We start from the raw sequence: 16,862 nt of genomic DNA on the forward strand, positions 1-16,862 counted from the left end.
GGAACGGTTCCGTCGACGGGACGGCCGAGGCGGCCGGGAACCCCGAATACGCCGACGTGGTACGGCTGTTCGTCACCGCGGGACAGGACCGCGCCCGTCTGCCGGCCGGCCTGCCCGCCGCCGGTGGCATGCCGACGCTCGCGGGCCGCTGGAGCGACAAGGTCTTCGCACGGCTCCGGCGGCTGCTGGGGCTGGGCACGGAACTGCTGGTGCTGCTCGCGGTGGCCACCGACCACGGCGCCGGTCTCAGTCAACTCCGCGTCGGACGGCTGCGTTTCGTGACCGACGTCATGGCGTCGCCGAAGGGCGTCGTCTCCGCGGTGCTGACCTCCGTGCCACACCCCGCGCCCGTGCCGCGCCGAGGGTGCTGGGAGCCCTGTCGAACCCCCACCATTGGCCGTACACTGCCAACTCGCAGACATATGGGTCGTGTTGACGGGGGGAGCCCGCATGTCCGGTGATCCGTACGGCCCCAGCCATGGCTTCGTCGTTCCGCCCATGCCGTCGAGCCCGCCGCCCGCACCGCCGGACGCCTGGCGGGCGGCGGCGGTCGCCCTGCTCAATCTCAGCGGTCTCGGCCTCGGTTACGCCCTCGTCCGTCGCTGGGTCCTGATGGCCGTGTGCTGGGCGGCGACGGCCGTCCTGCTGCTCGTCGCCCTGCCCGCGGACGCGGACGGGGTCCCGGGACTCGCGCTCGCCGTCTACCTCGTGTTCCTCGCTCTGGCCGCCGTCCACGGCGCGTTCGCAGGATTGCGCACCCCGCTGGCCTGGCCCGGAAGGCCGTCCCTCGCGCTGCTGCTGGGGGTGCTTCTCCTCGCCGCACCGGTCGGCGGCACGGTGCTGTACGACGACGCCCGCGAGGAAGCGATCCAGCAACAGCTCCTCGACCGGCTCCACAAGGCCGACCAGCTGGTGGCGCAGAGCGGCCGACGGTCCTTCGAGAGCGCGAGGTCCGACTACGGCACCGCCTTGGACGTCTACGAGGACCTCGCGGCCCACCATTCCGGCTCCCGCGCGGCCGACCGTGTCCCCGGCAGCATGGAGACCTATTACGCGACGGTCGGTGCGGACTACGGCCACAAGCGCTACTGCGAGGCGATCGCACCGCTGAAGTACCTGCGTACGGTGCCGCGCACCATGCCGAAGGAGGAGCTCGGCGCGCTGACCCGGTGGCCCGACGACCGGCTGGCCACCTCGCTCTACGAGTGCGGATCGAGCAGCCTGTCCTCCGGCGAGGCGGACTGGGTCACCCACTTCGGTGAACTGCTGAGCACCTTCCCCCGGTCCGAGCAGACGACGAAGGTCGCGCCCGCCGTCGACCTCGCGGTGACCGGCACGGAGAAGGACGTACGCGGCTCCGACCCCTGCGCCGCCGTCGAGCGGTTGCGCGGCCTGACCACCCGGATCACCGACCTCTCGGGGAGCGCGGGTGACGCCGCAGCTGATCTGACGAAGAGTGCCGACCGGGCCGGCCGGAGCGCCGACTCGGGGGAGTACGCCTGCGGAGTCGACCAGTACAAGGACGGCGACTTCGAGGCGGCGCAGAAGACCATGGACGAGTTCGTCGCCGACAACAAGAACGACAAGAACCGGGCCCGCGCGAAGAAGATCTCCATCGCGGCCGAGGTCGCCCAGACACTGCCGGCCGCCGGGAAACGGCTGCCCACCACCGCCTCCGGCGGCAGCATCTCCGTCACCGTCAAGAACGACAGTCCCGACCCCATCACGGTCTACTACACCGGCCCGGTCACCGGAAGCTTCTCGCTCAAGGCCTGCGGCAGCTGCAAGGCCTACTCCTTCGCCGCCTCGATCACGATCGGATTCAAGCCCTGCAGCGACAGCGGCAGGCACTACCCACAGCGCACGATCAGCCTGCCGCCCGGCACCACCTACTTCGTGCACAAGCCGCGGGACCTCAGCACGGCGACCCCCGCCTCCGACACCGCCAAGCTCCGCTCCGGCTACATCTACACGGAGTGCGCCTACACGACGCGGACCCTCGGCAGCAGCTACTGACACCCGGACGACCGCACGCTCACCTGGGCTGAGCGGGCCCGGTACAAGAGGACCATCGGACCCCCTCCGGGCCATCCGGCCGCTGTCCGCACCTCTGCGCGCCACAGAAGCATGGCTGTTGGGCCGACCCCTCCGTATCGGACCGCACAAGGAGCACAGCCATGGCCAGTACCACGCGCAGAGGAGACCGAGCGGCGCCCACGGCCGCCCTCGGTCTGCCGGCCGCGTCCGCGCTCGTGATCGGCAGCATCATCGGCACCGGAGTGTTCGCCCTCCCCTCCGCGCTCGCCCCCTACGGCCCCATCTCCCTCGTCGCCTTCGTCGTCGTGACCCTCGGCGCCCTCGCGCTGGCACACACCTTCGGGGCCCTGTCGAAGCGCGTCCCGGCGAGCGGCGGACCGTACGTCTATGCCCGTGAGGCCTTCGGTGAGTTCGCCGGGTTCCTCAACGCCTGGTCCTACTGGATCACGGCATGGGCCGGGAACGCGGCGATCGTGGTGGCCTGGGTCGGCTATGTCGAGGTCTTCGTCAACACCGGCCACAGAACAGGCATATCGGTACTCATCGCTCTGATCGGGCTGTGGATACCGGCCGCGATCAACCTCACCGGTGTGCGCAACATCGGCGCCTTCCAGGTGATCACGACCGTGCTGAAGTTCGTCCCCCTGGTCTTCATGGCGACCGTCGGGCTGCTCTTCATCGACGCCGGCAACTTCGGCGCCTTCAACGCCAGCGGCCAGTCGGCGCTCGGCGCGATCTCCGCGGCCGGGGCCATCGCCCTGTTCAGCTACCTCGGCCTGGAAGCGGCCTCGGTGGTCGCCGGGCGGGTCCGCGAGCCCGGACGCAACGTGCCGCGCGCCACCGTGTACGGCACGCTCGCCTGCGCCCTCATCTACATCCTCGGCACCCTCGCGGTGTTCGGCACCGTCTCGCACGCCGATCTGGGCTCCTCCACCGCGCCGTTCACCGACGCCGCGAACAACATCTTCGGCGGCACCTGGGCCGGCGACATCGTCGCCGCGGCCGCCATCATCTCCGGCATCGGCGCCCTGAACGGCTGGACCATGCTGTGCGCGGAGATGCCCTACGCCGCCGCCCGCGACGGCCTCTTCCCCGGCGTCTTCGCCAAGCTGCGCGGTGAGAGCGGGGTCCCGGCCTTCGGCATCATCGCCTCCACCGTGCTGGCCTCGCTGATCACCGTGTTCAGCTACACGCGCTTCGAGGACGTCTTCACGAAGATCGTGCTGCTGAGCGTGCTCACCGCCGTGATCCCCTACCTGTTCTCCGCCGCCGCCCAGCTGTACTGGCTGCTGGTCCGCGGCCGCGACAGCCTCAGCCCCGGCCGGCTGGCCCGCGACATCACCATCGCCTCGCTCGCCCTCGTCTTCTCGTACTGGTCGATCCAGGGCAGCGGCTACCAGACCGTCTACTACGGCCTGTTCGTCCTGCTGCTCGGCATCCCGGTCTACGTCTGGCTCAAGCGGGGCCAGGGCAGCTACGGCGAGCCGACCGTCCCCACGGCCGTGACGATCCCGGCCCAGGAGGACCGGGCACCCGAGACACCCCCGCCCACCCAGCGGATCTCCCGCGGGCTCCGGACCAACCGTACCGGCGGCACCCGCAAGCGCAACGGCCTCGGCCACCACGACTGACCGAACCACAGCACAAAGGAACTCCCACCATGAACACCTTCCACGTCGACTCCGAGGTCGGCCCCCTGCGCCAGGTGATCCTGCACCGCCCCGGCCTCGAACTCTCCCGCCTCACCCCGCGCAACGTCGACGCCCTGCTCTTCGACGACATCCTGTGGGCCAAGCGCGCCCGCGAGGAGCACGACGCCTTCGCCCAGGTCCTCAGGGACTACGGCACACGCGTCCACTACTTCTCCGACCTGCTGGCCCAGACCCTCGACGTCCCCGAGGCCCGCGACTGGCTGCTCGACCGCGCCATCACTCCGGCCACCGTGGGCCCGGCCCTGATCGACCCGGTGCGCGCGCTGTGCGCCGACCTCGACGGGGAGACCCTGGCCGGCTATCTCATCGGCGGGCTCCTCATGAGCGACCTGCCGATCGCCGCACCGCACAGCCTGGTCTGGAACGCCCTCGACCGGGACGACTTCGCACTCACCCCGCTGCCCAACCATCTCTTCCCGCGCGACAACTCGTGCTGGATGTACGACCGTCTGTCGGTCAACCCGATGGCCAAGACCGCCCGCCGGCGCGAGAGCCTGCACGCCGAGGCCATCTACCGCTTCCACCCCAGGTTCGCCGGCCACATCACCGAACCGATCCTCGACGGCGTCGTGGGCACCCTGGAGGGCGGCGACGTCCACGTCCTCGGCAACGGAGCCGTGATGGTCGGCATGGGCGAGCGCACCACCGCCCAGGCGGTGGAGAACCTGGCGGCACGGCTCTTCGCCGGCGGCACGGCCAGACGGCTGATCGCCGTCCAACTGCCGTCCGCACGCGCCTACATGCACCTCGACACGGTCCTCACCATGGTCGACCGCGACGCCTTCACCATCTATCCCGGCCTCGCCGACTCCCTGCGCTCGTGGACGCTCACACCCAGCGACACGCGCGAGGCCGGCTTCGACGTCGCGGCGAACTCCGACCTCGCGAGCGCCCTCGCCGAAGCCCTCGACCTGGACAAGGTCCGCATGCTCTGCGCGCCCCAGGACATCCGCAACGCCGAACGCGAGCAGTGGGACGACGGCAACAACTTCCTCGCGATCGCCCCCGGAGTGATCGTCGGCTACGAGCGCAATGTCACCACCAACACCTATCTGCGCAAGCAGGGCCTCGAGATCGTCACCATCGCCGGCGGTGAACTCGGCCGCGGCCGCGGCGGCCCGCGCTGCATGAGCTGCCCCATCGAACGCGACCCGGCCGTCTGATCGAGCACCGATCAAGCAAGGGGAACCACCATGACCGTCGACCTGCGAGGCCGCTCCTACCTGAGCGAACTCGACTTCACCTCCGCCGGGATCCACCACCTCCTCGACCTCGCGGCCGGCCTCAAGGCGGCCAGGCGCGCGGGCACCGAGCGGCCCCGGCTGACCGGCAAGCACCTCGCGCTGATCTTCGAGAAGACCTCCACCCGCACCCGCTGCGCCTTCGAGGTCGCCGCCGCCGACCAGGGAGCCGCCACCACCTACCTCGGCCCCGGCGACACCCACATCGGCGCCAAGGAGTCCATCGCCGACACCGCCCGCGTCCTCGGCCGCATGTTCGACGCCATCGAGTACCGGGGCTCCGCCCAGTCGATCGTCACCGAACTCGCCGCCCACTCCGGCGTGCCCGTCTACAACGGCCTGACCGACACGGCACACCCCACCCAGAGCCTGTGCGACGTGCTGACCATGCACGAGCACAGCCCCAAGCCGCTGCCGGACATCGCCTACTGCTACCTCGGCGACGCCCGCAACAACATGGGCAACTCCCTGCTCTCCATGGGCGCCCTGCTCGGCATGGACGTACGCATCGCCGCTCCCCGGCAGCTGTGGCCCGACCCGGAACTCGTCATCACCTGCCGCACCCTGGCCGACCGCAGCGGCGCCCGCATCACCCTCACCGAGGACGTCGCGACCGCCGTACGCGGTGCCGACTTCCTCCACACCGACGTCTGGGTCTCCATGGGCGAGCCCGCCGACACCTGGGGCGAGCGCATCGAGCTGCTGCTCCCGTACCAGGTCAACGGCAAGACGCTCGCCCTCACCGGGAACCCGGACGTAAAGTTCATGCACTGCCTCCCCTCGCTGCACGACCGCAGTACCCGCCTCGGCCGGGACCTGTTCGACACCCATGGACTGGACGGCCTGGAGGTCACCGACGAGGTCTTCTCCTCTCCGGCGTCGATCGTCTTCGACCAGGCGGAGAACCGGCTGCACACCATCAAGGCCGTGCTCGTCGCCACTCTGGAGGACTGAAGCCATGCGCATCGTCGTCGCCCTCGGCGGCAACGCCCTGCTCCACCGTGGCGAACGCCCCGACGCCGCGGTCCAGCAGGCCAACATCGACCGGGTCGCCACCGCGCTGGCCGCCCTCGCCCATGAGCACGAGCTGGTCATCACCCACGGCAACGGCCCCCAGATCGGCCTGCTCGCCATGGAGAGCGCCGCCGACCCGGACCTGAGCGCCCCGTACCCGCTGCATCTGCTCGGCGCCCAGACGCAGGGCATGATCGGGTCGCTGCTGGCCTGCACCCTGCACAACGCCCTGCCCGGCCGCCGGATCGCCACCCTCGTCACCCACACCCTGGTACGGGCCGACGATCCGGCCTTCGACCGGCCCACCAAGTTCGTCGGCCAGGTCTACCCCGGTGACCTGGCCCGGTCCCTCGCCCGCGAGCGGGGCTGGCACATCGCCGAGGACACGGGGGGCTGGCGGCGGGTCGTGCCCTCACCGGACCCCTGGCGGATCGTCGAGACCGAGACGATCCACGAACTGCTCGGCGGCGGCGCCCTGGTCATCTGCGCCGGCGGAGGAGGGATCCCCGTCACCGCCGATCCCGTCACGGGCGCGCTCACCGGCGTCGAAGCCGTCGTCGACAAGGACCTCTCCGCGGCCCTGCTCGCCGAGCACCTGAAGGCGGACTTCCTGCTCGTCCTCACCGACGTGCCGTACGTCTACGAGGGTTACGGCACCCCCGAGCAGCGGCCCCTCTCGGACGTGACCCCCCTCCAGCTGCGCCGCGGCGGCTTCCCCGACGGCTCCATGGGCCCCAAGGCGGAGGCGGTCGCCCGGTTCGTCGAGAACACCGGCGCACTGGCGGCGATCGGAGCGCTGGACGCGGCGTACGAGATCGCCCACGGCAGGTCGGGGACCCTGGTCCGACCGGATCTCCTGACCGACTGAGCGGGCGGGTGCGTCGGCAGGGGCGCCCGGCAGCGCCTAGGACGGTACGACGGCGACCGGGCACGTGCCGGCCCGCAGCAGGCTCCGCGTGGTGTCTCCCCACGCGGAGCCCCGCCTGTGTCCCACCACGACCAGGGCGGCGTGTGCGCAGTGATGGAGCAGGGCCTCGGACGGGGTGAACAGGACGACGTCCTGGAGCACGGGTACGTCCGGGTACTTCGCGCGCCAGGGGCGCAGAGCGTCCGCCAGCAGCTGGACCTCGTGGTCCTCCCAGGTGGCGCGGTCCTCCTCCGGTACGGCGAAGAGCAACTCGGCGGCGCTCGGCGGCAGCGCCCAGGCGTGCACGGCGTGCAGCCGCAGGCCTCGCAGCCGGGCGCTCTCGAAGGCGAAGTCGATCGCGGCGTCGGCCGGACGGCGGGCGTCGACGCCGAGCGTGACCCCGCCGGTGTGGTTCGAGCGGGCCGGAGCGTCCGGGACCAGGATCAGTGGGCGGGTCAGAGTCTCGGCGTCGGCTGTCATGTCCTCCGGGCCGAGGCCCGGGCCCGTGACGGTCACCCCGGCCTCGCCCGGGTTCCGAGGCCCGGCGCGGAGCACGCGCAGCGGCAGATCGCGCAGTATCGCCTCGTCCTCCGCCCAGTTCGCCGCGGCCCGGCCGCCCGCCGCGGGATCGACTCCGGCAAGGATCACTCGCTGCATGACCGTCCACCTCTCCGCCACGAGGGAGCGTGTCCCCCCACGCGCCCTCCACCCTGACGCCTGCCGCCGTGCCGGTTCAGGGGCCGAACGGCCCCGAACCGTGGGCAGTTGGGGCCAGGGTCCTGCGCGTGCGGAGCGCGTCAGCCGGTTTCGTCCGGGTGTTCCGGACCGGTTCCGTCCGGGGACGTCAGATGGGTGGTGAACCAGTCGCGGGCCAGTCCGGCGACGACAGGCAGAGTGCCCGGCTCGGCGAAGAGATGGCTCGCGCCGGGTATGACCGCCAGGCGGTGCTCGCACTGCAGCCGGTCGGCGGCCAGCCGGTTCAGGCTGAGCACCTGGGTGTCGAGACTGCCGACGACGAGGAGCGTCGGTGCCCGCACCCGGGCCAGCGAGGCGGGGGAGGCCAGGTCGGGGCGGCCGCCTCGGGAGACGACCGCGCCGATGCCGGAGTCGTCGGCGGCGGCCTCCAGCGCCGCGCCGGCACCCGTGCTGGCGCCGAAGTAGCCCACGGGCAGGTCGGTCTCCCGGCGCAGCCAGAGGGCCGCGGCCTGCAGCCGCCGGGCCAGCAGGTCGATGTCGAACACGTTCCGCCGGTCGCGTTCCTCGTCCTCGGTGAGCAGGTCGAGCAGCAGCGTGCCCAGACCGGCCCGGTTGAGCACGGCGGCCACGTACCGGTTGCGCGGGCTGTGCCGGCCGCTGCCGCTGCCGTGCGCGAACGCCACCACGGCCCCGGCCGGTTCCGGAAGCACGAAGCGCGCGGCCAGCCGTACCCGCCCGGCCGGCACCTCGACCTCGCGGTTCGGCGCGGGCGCGTCGGGAGGGGCGGGCGAGCCGGACGCGGTGCGCGACAGCAGGGCGGTGACCTCGTCGTCGCCGGTCTGGTCGAAGACGCGGTACCAGGCGCCGACGGCGCCGAAGTAGGCCGGGCTGTGCAGACACACGACCTCGTCGGCCACCGCACGCAGCAGTGGGAGCGCCCGCCCCGCCCCGACCGGGACGGCGAGCACGATCCGGGCCGCGCCCCTGCCCCGTACGACACGGCACGCGGCCTGCGCGGTGGCACCGGTGGCCAGTCCGTCGTCCACGACCACGACGGTCCGTCCGGCGAGCGGTACGGGATCGCGGCCGGCCCGGTACTCGCGCACCCGCCGCTCCAGTTCGATACGCTCGTCCGCCTCCACGGCCGCCAGCTCGGCCGGCTCCAGCCCGGTGTCGCGGATCACGTCCTCGTTGAGCACCCGGACGTCCTGCTCGCCGATCGCGCCGAAGCCCAGCTCCGGCTGCCACGGCACGCCCAGCTTGCGGACCACCAGCACGTCCAGCGGCGCGCCGAGCGCCCGCGCCACCTCGTACGCCACCGGGACCCCGCCCCGGGGCAGCCCGAGCACCACCACGTCCGCGCCGCGCAGATTCTCCAGTCGCCGGGCCAGGCGGCGCCCGGCGTCCGTACGGTCGTCGAATCGCATACGGCACCTCCTCACACCAGCCGCCGGCGGTGAACCGCCCCCTTCCATTGCAGCGCGATCGGGCCGAGTCGGCAGCGGGACGGGTCAGCCCGTCTTGTGCCCCCAGCGCGGGCCGACCAGAGCCCACTCCCGGCCCCACGCGTCGATACGCCGCCGGTCGAGCCGCCACCGGACGACGGCGCCGGCGCCGACGACGGCCCCGGTCAGGGCCAACGCGGCCCCCGCCCCGAGGACGCCGGCCTCGACGGACGCCTCCGTACGATCGGTCGGCCGGTCGGTGAGCCCACCCTGCCGGTCCTGCCAGATCGTGACCGAGGCTCCGGCGGCCAGATCGGTGCCCACCAGGGTCCGGCCGGTACGGGTGGTGCCGTCCGGCGCGGTCCAGCGCACCGTGGACCAGGCCCGGTCGCCCCTGCCCCAGGTCGCAAGCGTGCCGGCGGGGGTGTCGGCGAGGAGCACAGCCCGCACGGGCTGCCGCTCGGCGCGCTGCCGTGCGAACACCTCGTCCGCGGCATGCGCCGTCACCAGGCCGGCGACCGCGCCGCCCAGCACGACGAGCGTCCATACGGCCAGCACGATCCAGGCCTCGACGATGTCGTCGTGCCGTCGCAACGGGTTGCTCCGCCAGCGCCACAGCCACCGCCGCCGCCGTGCGGATCTGCCTTCGCGCATCGCCGCGCACCCCCTCCTCGTCCTCACGTTCCTCGTGACAGTTCCGAAGGTGACAGCACGCGCGGCGGTACGACATGGGCCGACCAGGCGCCGGGTGGGCCCCGTCCGGCGGGCCCTGGGGGCCGTACGGCCCAAGCGGAACCCGTCAGGGCAGGGCAAGCTGGATCTACGGGGCAAAGAGGTTTTTCCCTGCCCTTGTACCGCCCGACCGGAAAGGAGGGTGAGGGCGTCATGAAAGGCTTCGTCTTCCACGGCCCGGGACAGTCCGCCTGGGAGGAGGTCCCCGACCCCGCCATCAAGGAGCCCACCGACGCGATCGTGCAGATCGGCGAGGTCACCATCTGCGGGACGGACCTCCACATCCTCAAGGGCGACGTACCCGAGGTGCAGCCCGGCACCGTGCTGGGGCACGAGGCCGTCGGTGAGATCGTCGAGGTGGGCAGCGACGTACGGACCGTACGGCCCGGAGACCGGGTCCTGGTGTCCTGCATCAGCGCCTGCGGCCGCTGCCGTTACTGCCGTGAGAGTTCGTACGGCCAGTGCCGGGGCGGCGGAGGCTGGATCCTCGGGCACCTGATCGACGGCACCCAGGCCGAGTACGTGCGCGTCCCCTACGCCGACCTGTCCGTGCACGCGCTGCCCGCCGGCGTGGCGAGCAGGGACGCGGTCCTGCTCGCGGACATCTACCCGACCGCCTACGAGGTGGGCGTGCTCAACGGGCACGTACGCCCCGGGGACACCGTCGCCGTCGTCGGGGCCGGCCCGATCGGGCTCGCGGCGATCACCACGGCGGGCCTGTTCGCGCCCGAACGGATCATCGCCGTGGACCTGGCACCCGCCCGGCTGGAGGCGGCCAGGCGGTTCGGCGCCGATGCCGTCGCCGACGTCCACGAGGCCCCCGGACAGCTGGTCGACGACCTCACCGACGGGCTCGGCGCGGACGTCGTCATCGAGGCGGTCGGCGTGCCGGAGAGCTTCGAGCTGTGCACCCGCATGGTGCGGCCGGGCGGGCACGTGGCCAACGTCGGTGTGCACGGCAAGCCCGCGACCCTGCACCTCGAAGAACTGTGGATCAAGAACGTGACCATCACCACCGGGCTGGTCGACACGTTCTCCACCCCCACCCTGCTGCGGATGGCGGCCGCCGGACGGCTGCCGACCGAGCAGATGGTCACCCACATCTTCCCGCTCGACCGCATGGAGGAGGCGTACGAGGTCTTCGCCGGGGCCGCCGAGACCGGCGCGCTCAAGGTGGTCCTCGGCGGGGAGCAGCACGAAGTGGCCGTGCGCACGGACTGAGGCGACCCGACGAGAGGATGTGAGCGCTGATGGCCGAACGCACGAAGGCGAACGGGCCGGAAGGAGCGCCGGTCGGCGACCTGGGCCGCCGGCTCGTCGCCCGGCGCACCCGACTCGGCCTGACCCGCGCGGAGACGGCCGAACGCGCGGGCGTCGCCCCCAGCTACCTCAGATACCTGGAGGGGCAACCCGGTGCCGCACCGGGCTCGGGCCTCCTGGTCCGGCTGGCCGAGGTGCTGGAGACCACGGTGTCCGAACTCACCGGCGGCGACACCGACTTGCCTCCCGGTCCCGGACGCGCCGGGCGCGCACCCGAGTTCACCGAACTGGGACCGCGCGAGTGCGGGGAGCTGCTGTCGACCCACGGCGTGGGCCGGCTCGCGGTGTCCACGGAGTCGGGGCCCGTGATCGTGCCCGTCAACTACAGCGTCGTCGACGGCGCCGTCGTCTTCAGGACCGGAGCCGGTACGACGCCGTCGCTGGCGGCGGGCCACCAGGTCGCCTTCGAAGTCGACCGCATCGACGACGCGTTCAGCCGCGGCTGGAGCGTGCTCGTGCGTGGACGGGCGCGCACGGTGACGGACCCCGACGAGCGGAGCCGGCTCGATGCCGAGGCCTACAGCACACCGTGGACGGGCGGCCCGCGCGACCTGTGGGTGCGCATCGCCCCCGACACGGTCACGGGCCGCAGGATCAGCGTCTGAGCCGGGTCCTGCCCCGCTTCGACGGGGCGCACGGGCGGAGCGACACCGCGGGGGATCGGTGCCGCTCCTGTCTCCACTGTCTCGTGGACCGCGGCCCCACGACAGGTGCCAACCGGACGCTTTGCGGGCGCGGAATTCCCGCCGCGCGCCGTCGCGCCGGCACCGTCGTACCCGACCTCGCACGACAAGCCGAAGGGGGACCGCCGGCGTGACGGGCTGGACGTGGGAGTACGACGGCTACGAGCCCGCGGACGAGCGTCTCAGGGAGTCGCTGTGCGCACTGGGCAACGGCTATGCCGCCACGCGCGGGGCGCTGCCCGAGTGCGCCGCGGACGACGTGCACTATCCGGGCACCTATGCGGCCGGCTGCTACAACCGGCTCACCTCGGACTTGGCCGGACGCCGCGTCGAGAACGAGGACATGGTCAACCTCCCGAACTGGCTGCCGCTGCGCTTTCGCCCCACCGGGCCACAGTGGCCCACCGGAGCGGACTGGCTGACGCCGGACACCGCCGAGGTCCTCGACCACCGGATGGTCCTCCACCTGGACTCGGGCCTGCTGGAACGCCTGACCCGCTACGGGCTCGGCGACGGGCGGGCCCTGCGCGTGCGCCAGCTGCGCATCGTCCACATGGCCGACCCGCACCTGGCGGCCCTGCGCACCGAGTTCACCGCCGAGGGCTTCACCGGTGAGCTGGAGGTCGAGGCCGCGCTGGACGGCGGTGTCACCAACGCCGGGGTGGCGCGCTACCGGGACCTGGACGGCCGTCACCTCATCCATGTGGACACGGGCACGGCCGCGCCCGACACGGTGTGGCTGCGCTGCCGTACCCGCACCTCGGACATCCGCATCGGCATGGCGGCCCGTCTCACCGCCTTGGCACCGGTGTCGGACCGGCACGAACCTCCGCGCGCCGTCCAGCGGCTGACGCTGCCGCTCACCGCGGGCCGCACCGTCACCGTCGACAAGACCGTCGCCCTCCACACCTCGCGCGACCCGGCGATCAGCGACCCCCTGCGCGCCGCCGTCGACCGGGTGGGCGCCGCGCCCGGATTCGACGAGTTGCTCGACTCCCATCTGAGGGCCTGGGACCAGCTGTGGCGCAGGGCCGAACTCGACGTCCCCGGGGAGGCCGGACGCATCCTGCGGCTGCACCTCTTCCATGTGCTCCAGACCCTCTCCCCGCACACGGCCGACCTGGACGTCGGGGTACCGGCCCGGGGGCTCAACGGCGAGGCCTACCGCGGCCATGTCTTCTGGGACGAGCTGTTCGTCCTGCCCTACCTCAACCTGCACTTCCCCGAGGTCTCCCGCGCCCTGCTCCGCTACCGCCACCGCCGCCTGGACCAGGCCTGCTCCGCGGCCTCTGCCCTGGGCCGGCGTGGCGCGCTGTACCCGTGGCAGAGCGGCAGCGAGGGGCGCGAGGAGACACAGGCGCTGCATCTCAACCCCCGCTCGGGACGCTGGCTGCCCGACCACTCCCGGCTCCAGCGGCACGTCGGCTCGGCGGTGGCGTACAACGTCTGGCAGTACTGCGAGGCCAGCGGCGACGCCGAGTTCCGGCACACCAAGGGCGCCGAGATGCTGCTGCAGATCGCGCGCTTCTGGGCTGACTCGGCCCTCTACGACGACCGTCTCGGCCGGCACCGGATCCGGGGCGTAATGGGCCCCGACGAGTACCACGACGCCTACCCCGACCGGCCCGAGCCCGGACTCGACGACAACACGTACACCAACGTGACCGCCGCCTGGGTGCTCGCCCGCGCCCTGGAACTGCTGAGCACCCTGCCCGAGCCGCGCCGCCTCGAACTCGTCGAGCGCACCGGCCTCGACCACGCCGAACTCCAGCAGTGGGAGGACGTGTCCCGCACTCTCCACGTGCCCTTCCATGAAGGCGTCATCAGCCAGTTCGACGGCTACGGCGATCTCGCCGAACTCGACTGGGACGGGTACCGGAAGCACTACGGCGACATCCGGCGCCTGGACCGGATCCTGGAGGCGGAGGGCGACACGGTCAACCGCTACCGGGCGTCCAAACAGGCCGACGTACTGATGCTCGGCTACCTCTTCTCACCAGCCGAACTCCGGTCCCTCTTCGACCGGTTGGGCTACCGGCTGAACGAGGAGACCTGGCGGCGCACCGTCGACCACTACCTCTGCCGCACCAGCCATGGCTCGACCCTCAGCGGTCTGGTGCACGGCTGGATCCTGGCGCGTGCCCGACGGGCCGAGGCATGGGCGTACTGCCAGGAGGCCCTGCGCGGCGACATCGCCGATCTGCAGGGCGGCACCACCGGTGAGGGCATCCACCTGGGCGCCATGGCCGGCACCCTCGACCTGGTCCAGCGCGGCCTGACCGGCCTGGAGACCCGCGACGGGGCGCTGTGGCTCGACCCCGTGCCGCTGCCCGAGCTGTCGTCGTACGGTTTCGTCCTGCGCTTCCACGGCCACTGGGGCGTACGACTGCGGCTGGAGCGCCGCCAGTTGGAGGTCACCGTGCCGTCGTCCGACCGCGCCCCGATCGACCTCCGGCTGCCCGGCCGCTCGGTCCGGTTGCAGCCCGGGGAGACCTGCTGGCTGCCAACAGAACCCGGACGTGGGCCGGTTGGTCCCCGATGAGGCCCTGACAGCCCCTCCCGGTCCGGCGCCGGACGCAGGACGCTGGCATCGGGAAGCAGGCCCAACACCTGGAGGTGGCATGATGCTTCCGCCCGTCGTCGTCGGAGTGGACGGATCCGCCGAGAGCCTTGCCGCCGCGGAATGGGCGGCCCGTGAGGCCGCACGCCGCGAGCGGCCACTGCGTCTGGTCCATGCCTGGAACCCGCCGCCGAGCGCGAAGGAGGAGGCCACGGCCGCCGCCGGCCGCCGCTACCTCGCCCAGCGCACACTGCGTCAGGCGGAGGAAGGGGTGCGCGCCGCGTGTCCCGCGGTCCGGCTGCACGACGAACTGGTCGAGGGCCCCGCGGTCGAGGTGCTGCGGGAGGCGGCCGAGGGGGCCGAACTGCTGGTGCTCGGATCGCGGGGACTGAGCGGCTTCACCGGGTTCCTGGTGGGTTCGGTCGCTCTCGGTGTGGTGGCGCGGGCGTTGCGGCCGGTGGTCCTGGTGCGGGCCGGTGAGGAGACCGCGGACAAGCATCTGCCCGCCCCCGACGGCAGCGCCTCGACCACGACCGCATACCGGGACGTGGTGCTGGGCGTCGACCTGAGCGAGCCGTGCGACGAGGTCATCGAGTTCGCCTTCGAGGCGGCCCGGCTGCGGCGGGCCCGGCTACGGGCGGTGCACGCCTGGCAGCCGCCGGGGCCGCTGGGCCTGGGCGAGGGCGACATCGGTCTGATCGACGATCCCCGGCGGGCCGAGGAGTGGCTCGGCTTCCTCAAGGCGGTGCTCCAGGTGTGGCGCGACAAGTATCCCGAGGTGGAGGTCCTGGAGACGGTGGTCGAGGACAAGCCCGCCAACGCACTCCTGCGCGCGGCGACCGGGGCGAGCCTCCTGGTCGTGGGGCACCACCTCACCCAGCGGAGGATCGGCCCGCGCACCGGGCCCACCACTCACTCCGCCATCCACCACATCTACTGCCCCGTGGCCGTCGTGCCCCACGCGTGACGCCCGCCGGGCCCTCAGCCGCGGCGGCCGGTCGCGGCTCCCGCACGGCCGACAGCACCGGGCGGGACCCGCGACGGGACCCAATGCCCGCTCACGCCTCGACGGGACCGGCCAGCTGGACGATGTCGTCGGCGGCCACGTCGTGCAGCCGGATGGCGAGGTCCTCCAGCGCGCGGCTGGCGGCCAGTTCGTCCCCTATCTCCGGCACCGGCCGGTCGACCGGATTCCGCCGCGCCACACCCCGGCCGGTGACGGTCGACGTGTCGCGGGTGGTCAGCACGGCACGCGCCTGCGTGTCGTCGCCTTCCTCGGTGATGTAGATCTCCACGGTCCACTGCTTCGCTTCCACCGTGATCACCTCCGTGCGGCTGATCCCCCCGTCGTTGCCCCTACTCCTCAGGCTGCGCCCCGCCGGGCCCCCGGTCCAGAGCGGACCGGCCCGGGAGTTCCAGCGTCAGCGCCCCGTCGGCCGCCACGGCGATGGACACACCCTTGCTGACCCGCTCCAGCGTCTCGCGCAGCCAGTCGCGATCCTCAAGGGAAGCGGGCTCCAGCCGCATCCGACGGGCCCGCAGCGGCACCATGCGCAGGCCGGTGAGGCGTCCGGTGGCCGCGTCGACCGAGACCAGGAACGCCAGCCGGAGGTCGTCGCGGTACGCCTCGTACCCCGTGATGCCCTCGTAGTCGTCGACGAAGTCGCCGCAGCCGTGCAGCACCAGCCGCTCGTGGTACACCTCGACTGGACGCGGATGGTGCGAGGAGTGACCGTGGACCACGTCCACACCGCCGTCGACCAGGGCGTGCGCGAAGCGGACCTGCCGCTCGGGGACGCGGTAACCCCAGTTGGAGCCCCAGTGCACGGAGACGACGACGATGTCCCCCGGGCGCCTGACCCGGCGTACCCGCTCCACGACCCCGTCGGCCTGGGCCCGGGTGAGCGCGGGGACGAACGCGACGCCCGGCCGGTCCGGGCCCGCCGCCCAGTCGGACGGGATGCCGCTGCACGACGCGCCCAGCGCGAACACCAGCACGCGCCCGCCACGGCCCACCGGGACCGCCACGGGAGCGCGCGCCTGCTGCGCGTCCCGCCCGGCGCCCGCCGTACGCAGCCCCGCGCGGGAGAGGGTGTCCAGGGTCTCCGTCAGCCCCGCCCGCCCGAAGTCCAGCACGTGGTTGTTGGCCAGGACACAGACATCGGGCCGGGCCACCAGCAGCGCGGGGATGTTCGCCGGGCTCATGCGGTAGTGGACCCCCTTGCCCGGGGCGAACGCGTCGCTGCGGGTGACGGACGTCTCCAGGTTGACGATCCGGACGTCCGGTGACTCCTCCTCCAGCACCCCGAGCGCCTCGCCCCACGGCCAGGCGGGGATGACGGGAGCGGGGATCGGGCCGTTCACGGCCTCCGCGCTCCGGACATAGCCGAGGGCGTCGCCGACGTATCCCTCCTGCAGGGCCGGATCGCCCGGGTGCGGGAGTATCTGGTCCACTCCGCGCCCCAGCATCACGTCGCCGCACAGGAACAGCGTCACCGTGCCGCCGCCGTTCATG

15 protein-coding genes are annotated in these 16,862 nt (G+C 72.5%); 10 read left to right on the forward strand and 5 right to left on the reverse strand.

From position 1 onward, the window contains the following. The first annotated feature begins 56 nt into the window (after positions 1-56). From AB0I54_RS11030 to AB0I54_RS11055, 6 genes are all read left to right on the forward strand, one after another. Positions 57-461 carry a hypothetical protein gene (locus AB0I54_RS11030; protein WP_363295637.1) on the forward strand — a complete coding sequence of 135 codons (405 nt, stop codon included), beginning with the start codon at positions 57-59 and terminating at the stop codon, positions 459-461. After that, complete coding sequence (locus tag AB0I54_RS11035) at positions 451-2,016, forward strand: hypothetical protein (protein ID WP_363295638.1); 1,566 nt, start codon at positions 451-453, stop codon at positions 2,014-2,016. Before AB0I54_RS11030 ends, AB0I54_RS11035 begins: the two co-directional genes overlap by 11 nt. A gap of 161 nt (positions 2,017-2,177) precedes the next feature. Beyond that, entirely contained in the window at positions 2,178-3,668 is a 1,491-nt protein-coding gene (locus tag AB0I54_RS11040; protein ID WP_363295639.1) for an amino acid permease, read from the forward strand. 29 nt (positions 3,669-3,697) lie between these two features. After that, a complete protein-coding gene (locus AB0I54_RS11045) occupies positions 3,698-4,912 on the forward strand; it encodes an arginine deiminase (protein ID WP_363295640.1) in 1,215 nt (404 codons plus the stop codon). A gap of 30 nt (positions 4,913-4,942) precedes the next feature. Continuing rightward, positions 4,943-5,944, forward strand: coding sequence for an ornithine carbamoyltransferase (gene argF, locus AB0I54_RS11050; RefSeq protein WP_363295641.1), 1,002 nt, complete (start codon positions 4,943-4,945; stop codon positions 5,942-5,944). A gap of 4 nt (positions 5,945-5,948) precedes the next feature. After that, complete coding sequence (locus tag AB0I54_RS11055) at positions 5,949-6,872, forward strand: carbamate kinase (protein WP_363295642.1); 924 nt, start codon at positions 5,949-5,951, stop codon at positions 6,870-6,872. A gap of 36 nt (positions 6,873-6,908) precedes the next feature. On the opposite strand, the gene AB0I54_RS11060 is transcribed toward AB0I54_RS11055, so the two are convergent. The 3 genes from AB0I54_RS11060 to AB0I54_RS11070 all read right to left on the reverse strand — a co-directional run bounded on the left by AB0I54_RS11060 (position 6,909) and on the right by AB0I54_RS11070 (position 9,706). After that, positions 6,909-7,568, reverse strand: a complete 660-nt coding sequence (locus AB0I54_RS11060) for a universal stress protein (RefSeq protein ID WP_363295643.1) — start codon at positions 7,566-7,568, stop codon at positions 6,909-6,911. 140 nt (positions 7,569-7,708) lie between these two features. Beyond that, entirely contained in the window at positions 7,709-9,034 is a 1,326-nt protein-coding gene (locus AB0I54_RS11065; RefSeq protein ID WP_363295644.1) for a phosphoribosyltransferase, read from the reverse strand. Between the two features lie 84 nt (positions 9,035-9,118). Beyond that, positions 9,119-9,706 carry a hypothetical protein gene (locus AB0I54_RS11070; RefSeq protein WP_363295645.1) on the reverse strand — a complete coding sequence of 196 codons (588 nt, stop codon included), beginning with the start codon at positions 9,704-9,706 and terminating at the stop codon, positions 9,119-9,121. A gap of 231 nt (positions 9,707-9,937) precedes the next feature. Here AB0I54_RS11070 and AB0I54_RS11075 point away from each other — a divergent pair, with 231 nt between their 5' ends. From AB0I54_RS11075 to AB0I54_RS11090, 4 genes are all read left to right on the forward strand, one after another. Continuing rightward, entirely contained in the window at positions 9,938-11,005 is a 1,068-nt protein-coding gene (locus AB0I54_RS11075; RefSeq protein WP_363295646.1) for a zinc-dependent alcohol dehydrogenase family protein, read from the forward strand. Between the two features lie 29 nt (positions 11,006-11,034). Beyond that, a complete protein-coding gene (locus tag AB0I54_RS11080; RefSeq protein WP_363295647.1) occupies positions 11,035-11,709 on the forward strand; it encodes a pyridoxamine 5'-phosphate oxidase family protein in 675 nt (224 codons plus the stop codon). Positions 11,710-11,917: 208 nt separating this feature from the next. Next, positions 11,918-14,329: a glycosyl hydrolase family 65 protein gene (locus AB0I54_RS11085; protein ID WP_363295648.1), complete on the forward strand. Its 2,412-nt coding sequence runs from the start codon at positions 11,918-11,920 to the stop codon at positions 14,327-14,329. 82 nt (positions 14,330-14,411) lie between these two features. Beyond that, positions 14,412-15,314, forward strand: a complete 903-nt coding sequence (locus AB0I54_RS11090) for a universal stress protein (protein ID WP_363296064.1) — start codon at positions 14,412-14,414, stop codon at positions 15,312-15,314. A 91-nt stretch (positions 15,315-15,405) separates the two neighbouring features. Here AB0I54_RS11090 and AB0I54_RS11095 read toward each other — a convergent pair whose 3' ends face one another. Together AB0I54_RS11095 and AB0I54_RS11100 are read right to left on the reverse strand one after the other, a co-directional pair. Continuing rightward, positions 15,406-15,672 (reverse strand): DUF1876 domain-containing protein, encoded by a 267-nt coding sequence (locus tag AB0I54_RS11095; protein ID WP_363295649.1) that lies wholly within the window; start codon positions 15,670-15,672, stop codon positions 15,406-15,408. Between the two features lie 31 nt (positions 15,673-15,703). Then, complete coding sequence (locus tag AB0I54_RS11100; RefSeq protein WP_363295650.1) at positions 15,704-16,861, reverse strand: CapA family protein; 1,158 nt, start codon at positions 16,859-16,861, stop codon at positions 15,704-15,706. Position 16,862 lies beyond the last annotated feature (1 nt).

The organism is Streptomyces sp. NPDC050625 (assembly GCF_040654755.1).
In the GTDB taxonomy this organism is placed as follows: domain Bacteria; phylum Actinomycetota; class Actinomycetes; order Streptomycetales; family Streptomycetaceae; genus Streptomyces.

What these genes read in the sequence shown, in the direction of transcription:
- AB0I54_RS11070 (WP_363295645.1), bottom strand. Translation starts at nt 9,706, where the DNA reads ATGCGCGAAGGCAGATCCGCACGGCGGCGGCGGTGGCTGTGGCGCTGG.
- argF (WP_363295641.1), top strand. Translation starts at nt 4,943, where the DNA reads ATGACCGTCGACCTGCGAGGCCGCTCCTACCTGAGCGAACTCGACTTC.
- AB0I54_RS11035 (WP_363295638.1), top strand. Translation starts at nt 451, where the DNA reads ATGTCCGGTGATCCGTACGGCCCCAGCCATGGCTTCGTCGTTCCGCCC.
- AB0I54_RS11040 (WP_363295639.1), top strand. Translation starts at nt 2,178, where the DNA reads ATGGCCAGTACCACGCGCAGAGGAGACCGAGCGGCGCCCACGGCCGCC.
- AB0I54_RS11090 (WP_363296064.1), top strand. Translation starts at nt 14,412, where the DNA reads ATGCTTCCGCCCGTCGTCGTCGGAGTGGACGGATCCGCCGAGAGCCTT.
- AB0I54_RS11100 (WP_363295650.1), bottom strand. Translation starts at nt 16,861, where the DNA reads ATGAACGGCGGCGGCACGGTGACGCTGTTCCTGTGCGGCGACGTGATG.
- AB0I54_RS11080 (WP_363295647.1), top strand. Translation starts at nt 11,035, where the DNA reads ATGGCCGAACGCACGAAGGCGAACGGGCCGGAAGGAGCGCCGGTCGGC.
- AB0I54_RS11045 (WP_363295640.1), top strand. Translation starts at nt 3,698, where the DNA reads ATGAACACCTTCCACGTCGACTCCGAGGTCGGCCCCCTGCGCCAGGTG.
- AB0I54_RS11060 (WP_363295643.1), bottom strand. Translation starts at nt 7,568, where the DNA reads ATGCAGCGAGTGATCCTTGCCGGAGTCGATCCCGCGGCGGGCGGCCGG.
- AB0I54_RS11075 (WP_363295646.1), top strand. Translation starts at nt 9,938, where the DNA reads ATGAAAGGCTTCGTCTTCCACGGCCCGGGACAGTCCGCCTGGGAGGAG.
- AB0I54_RS11055 (WP_363295642.1), top strand. Translation starts at nt 5,949, where the DNA reads ATGCGCATCGTCGTCGCCCTCGGCGGCAACGCCCTGCTCCACCGTGGC.
- AB0I54_RS11065 (WP_363295644.1), bottom strand. Translation starts at nt 9,034, where the DNA reads ATGCGATTCGACGACCGTACGGACGCCGGGCGCCGCCTGGCCCGGCGA.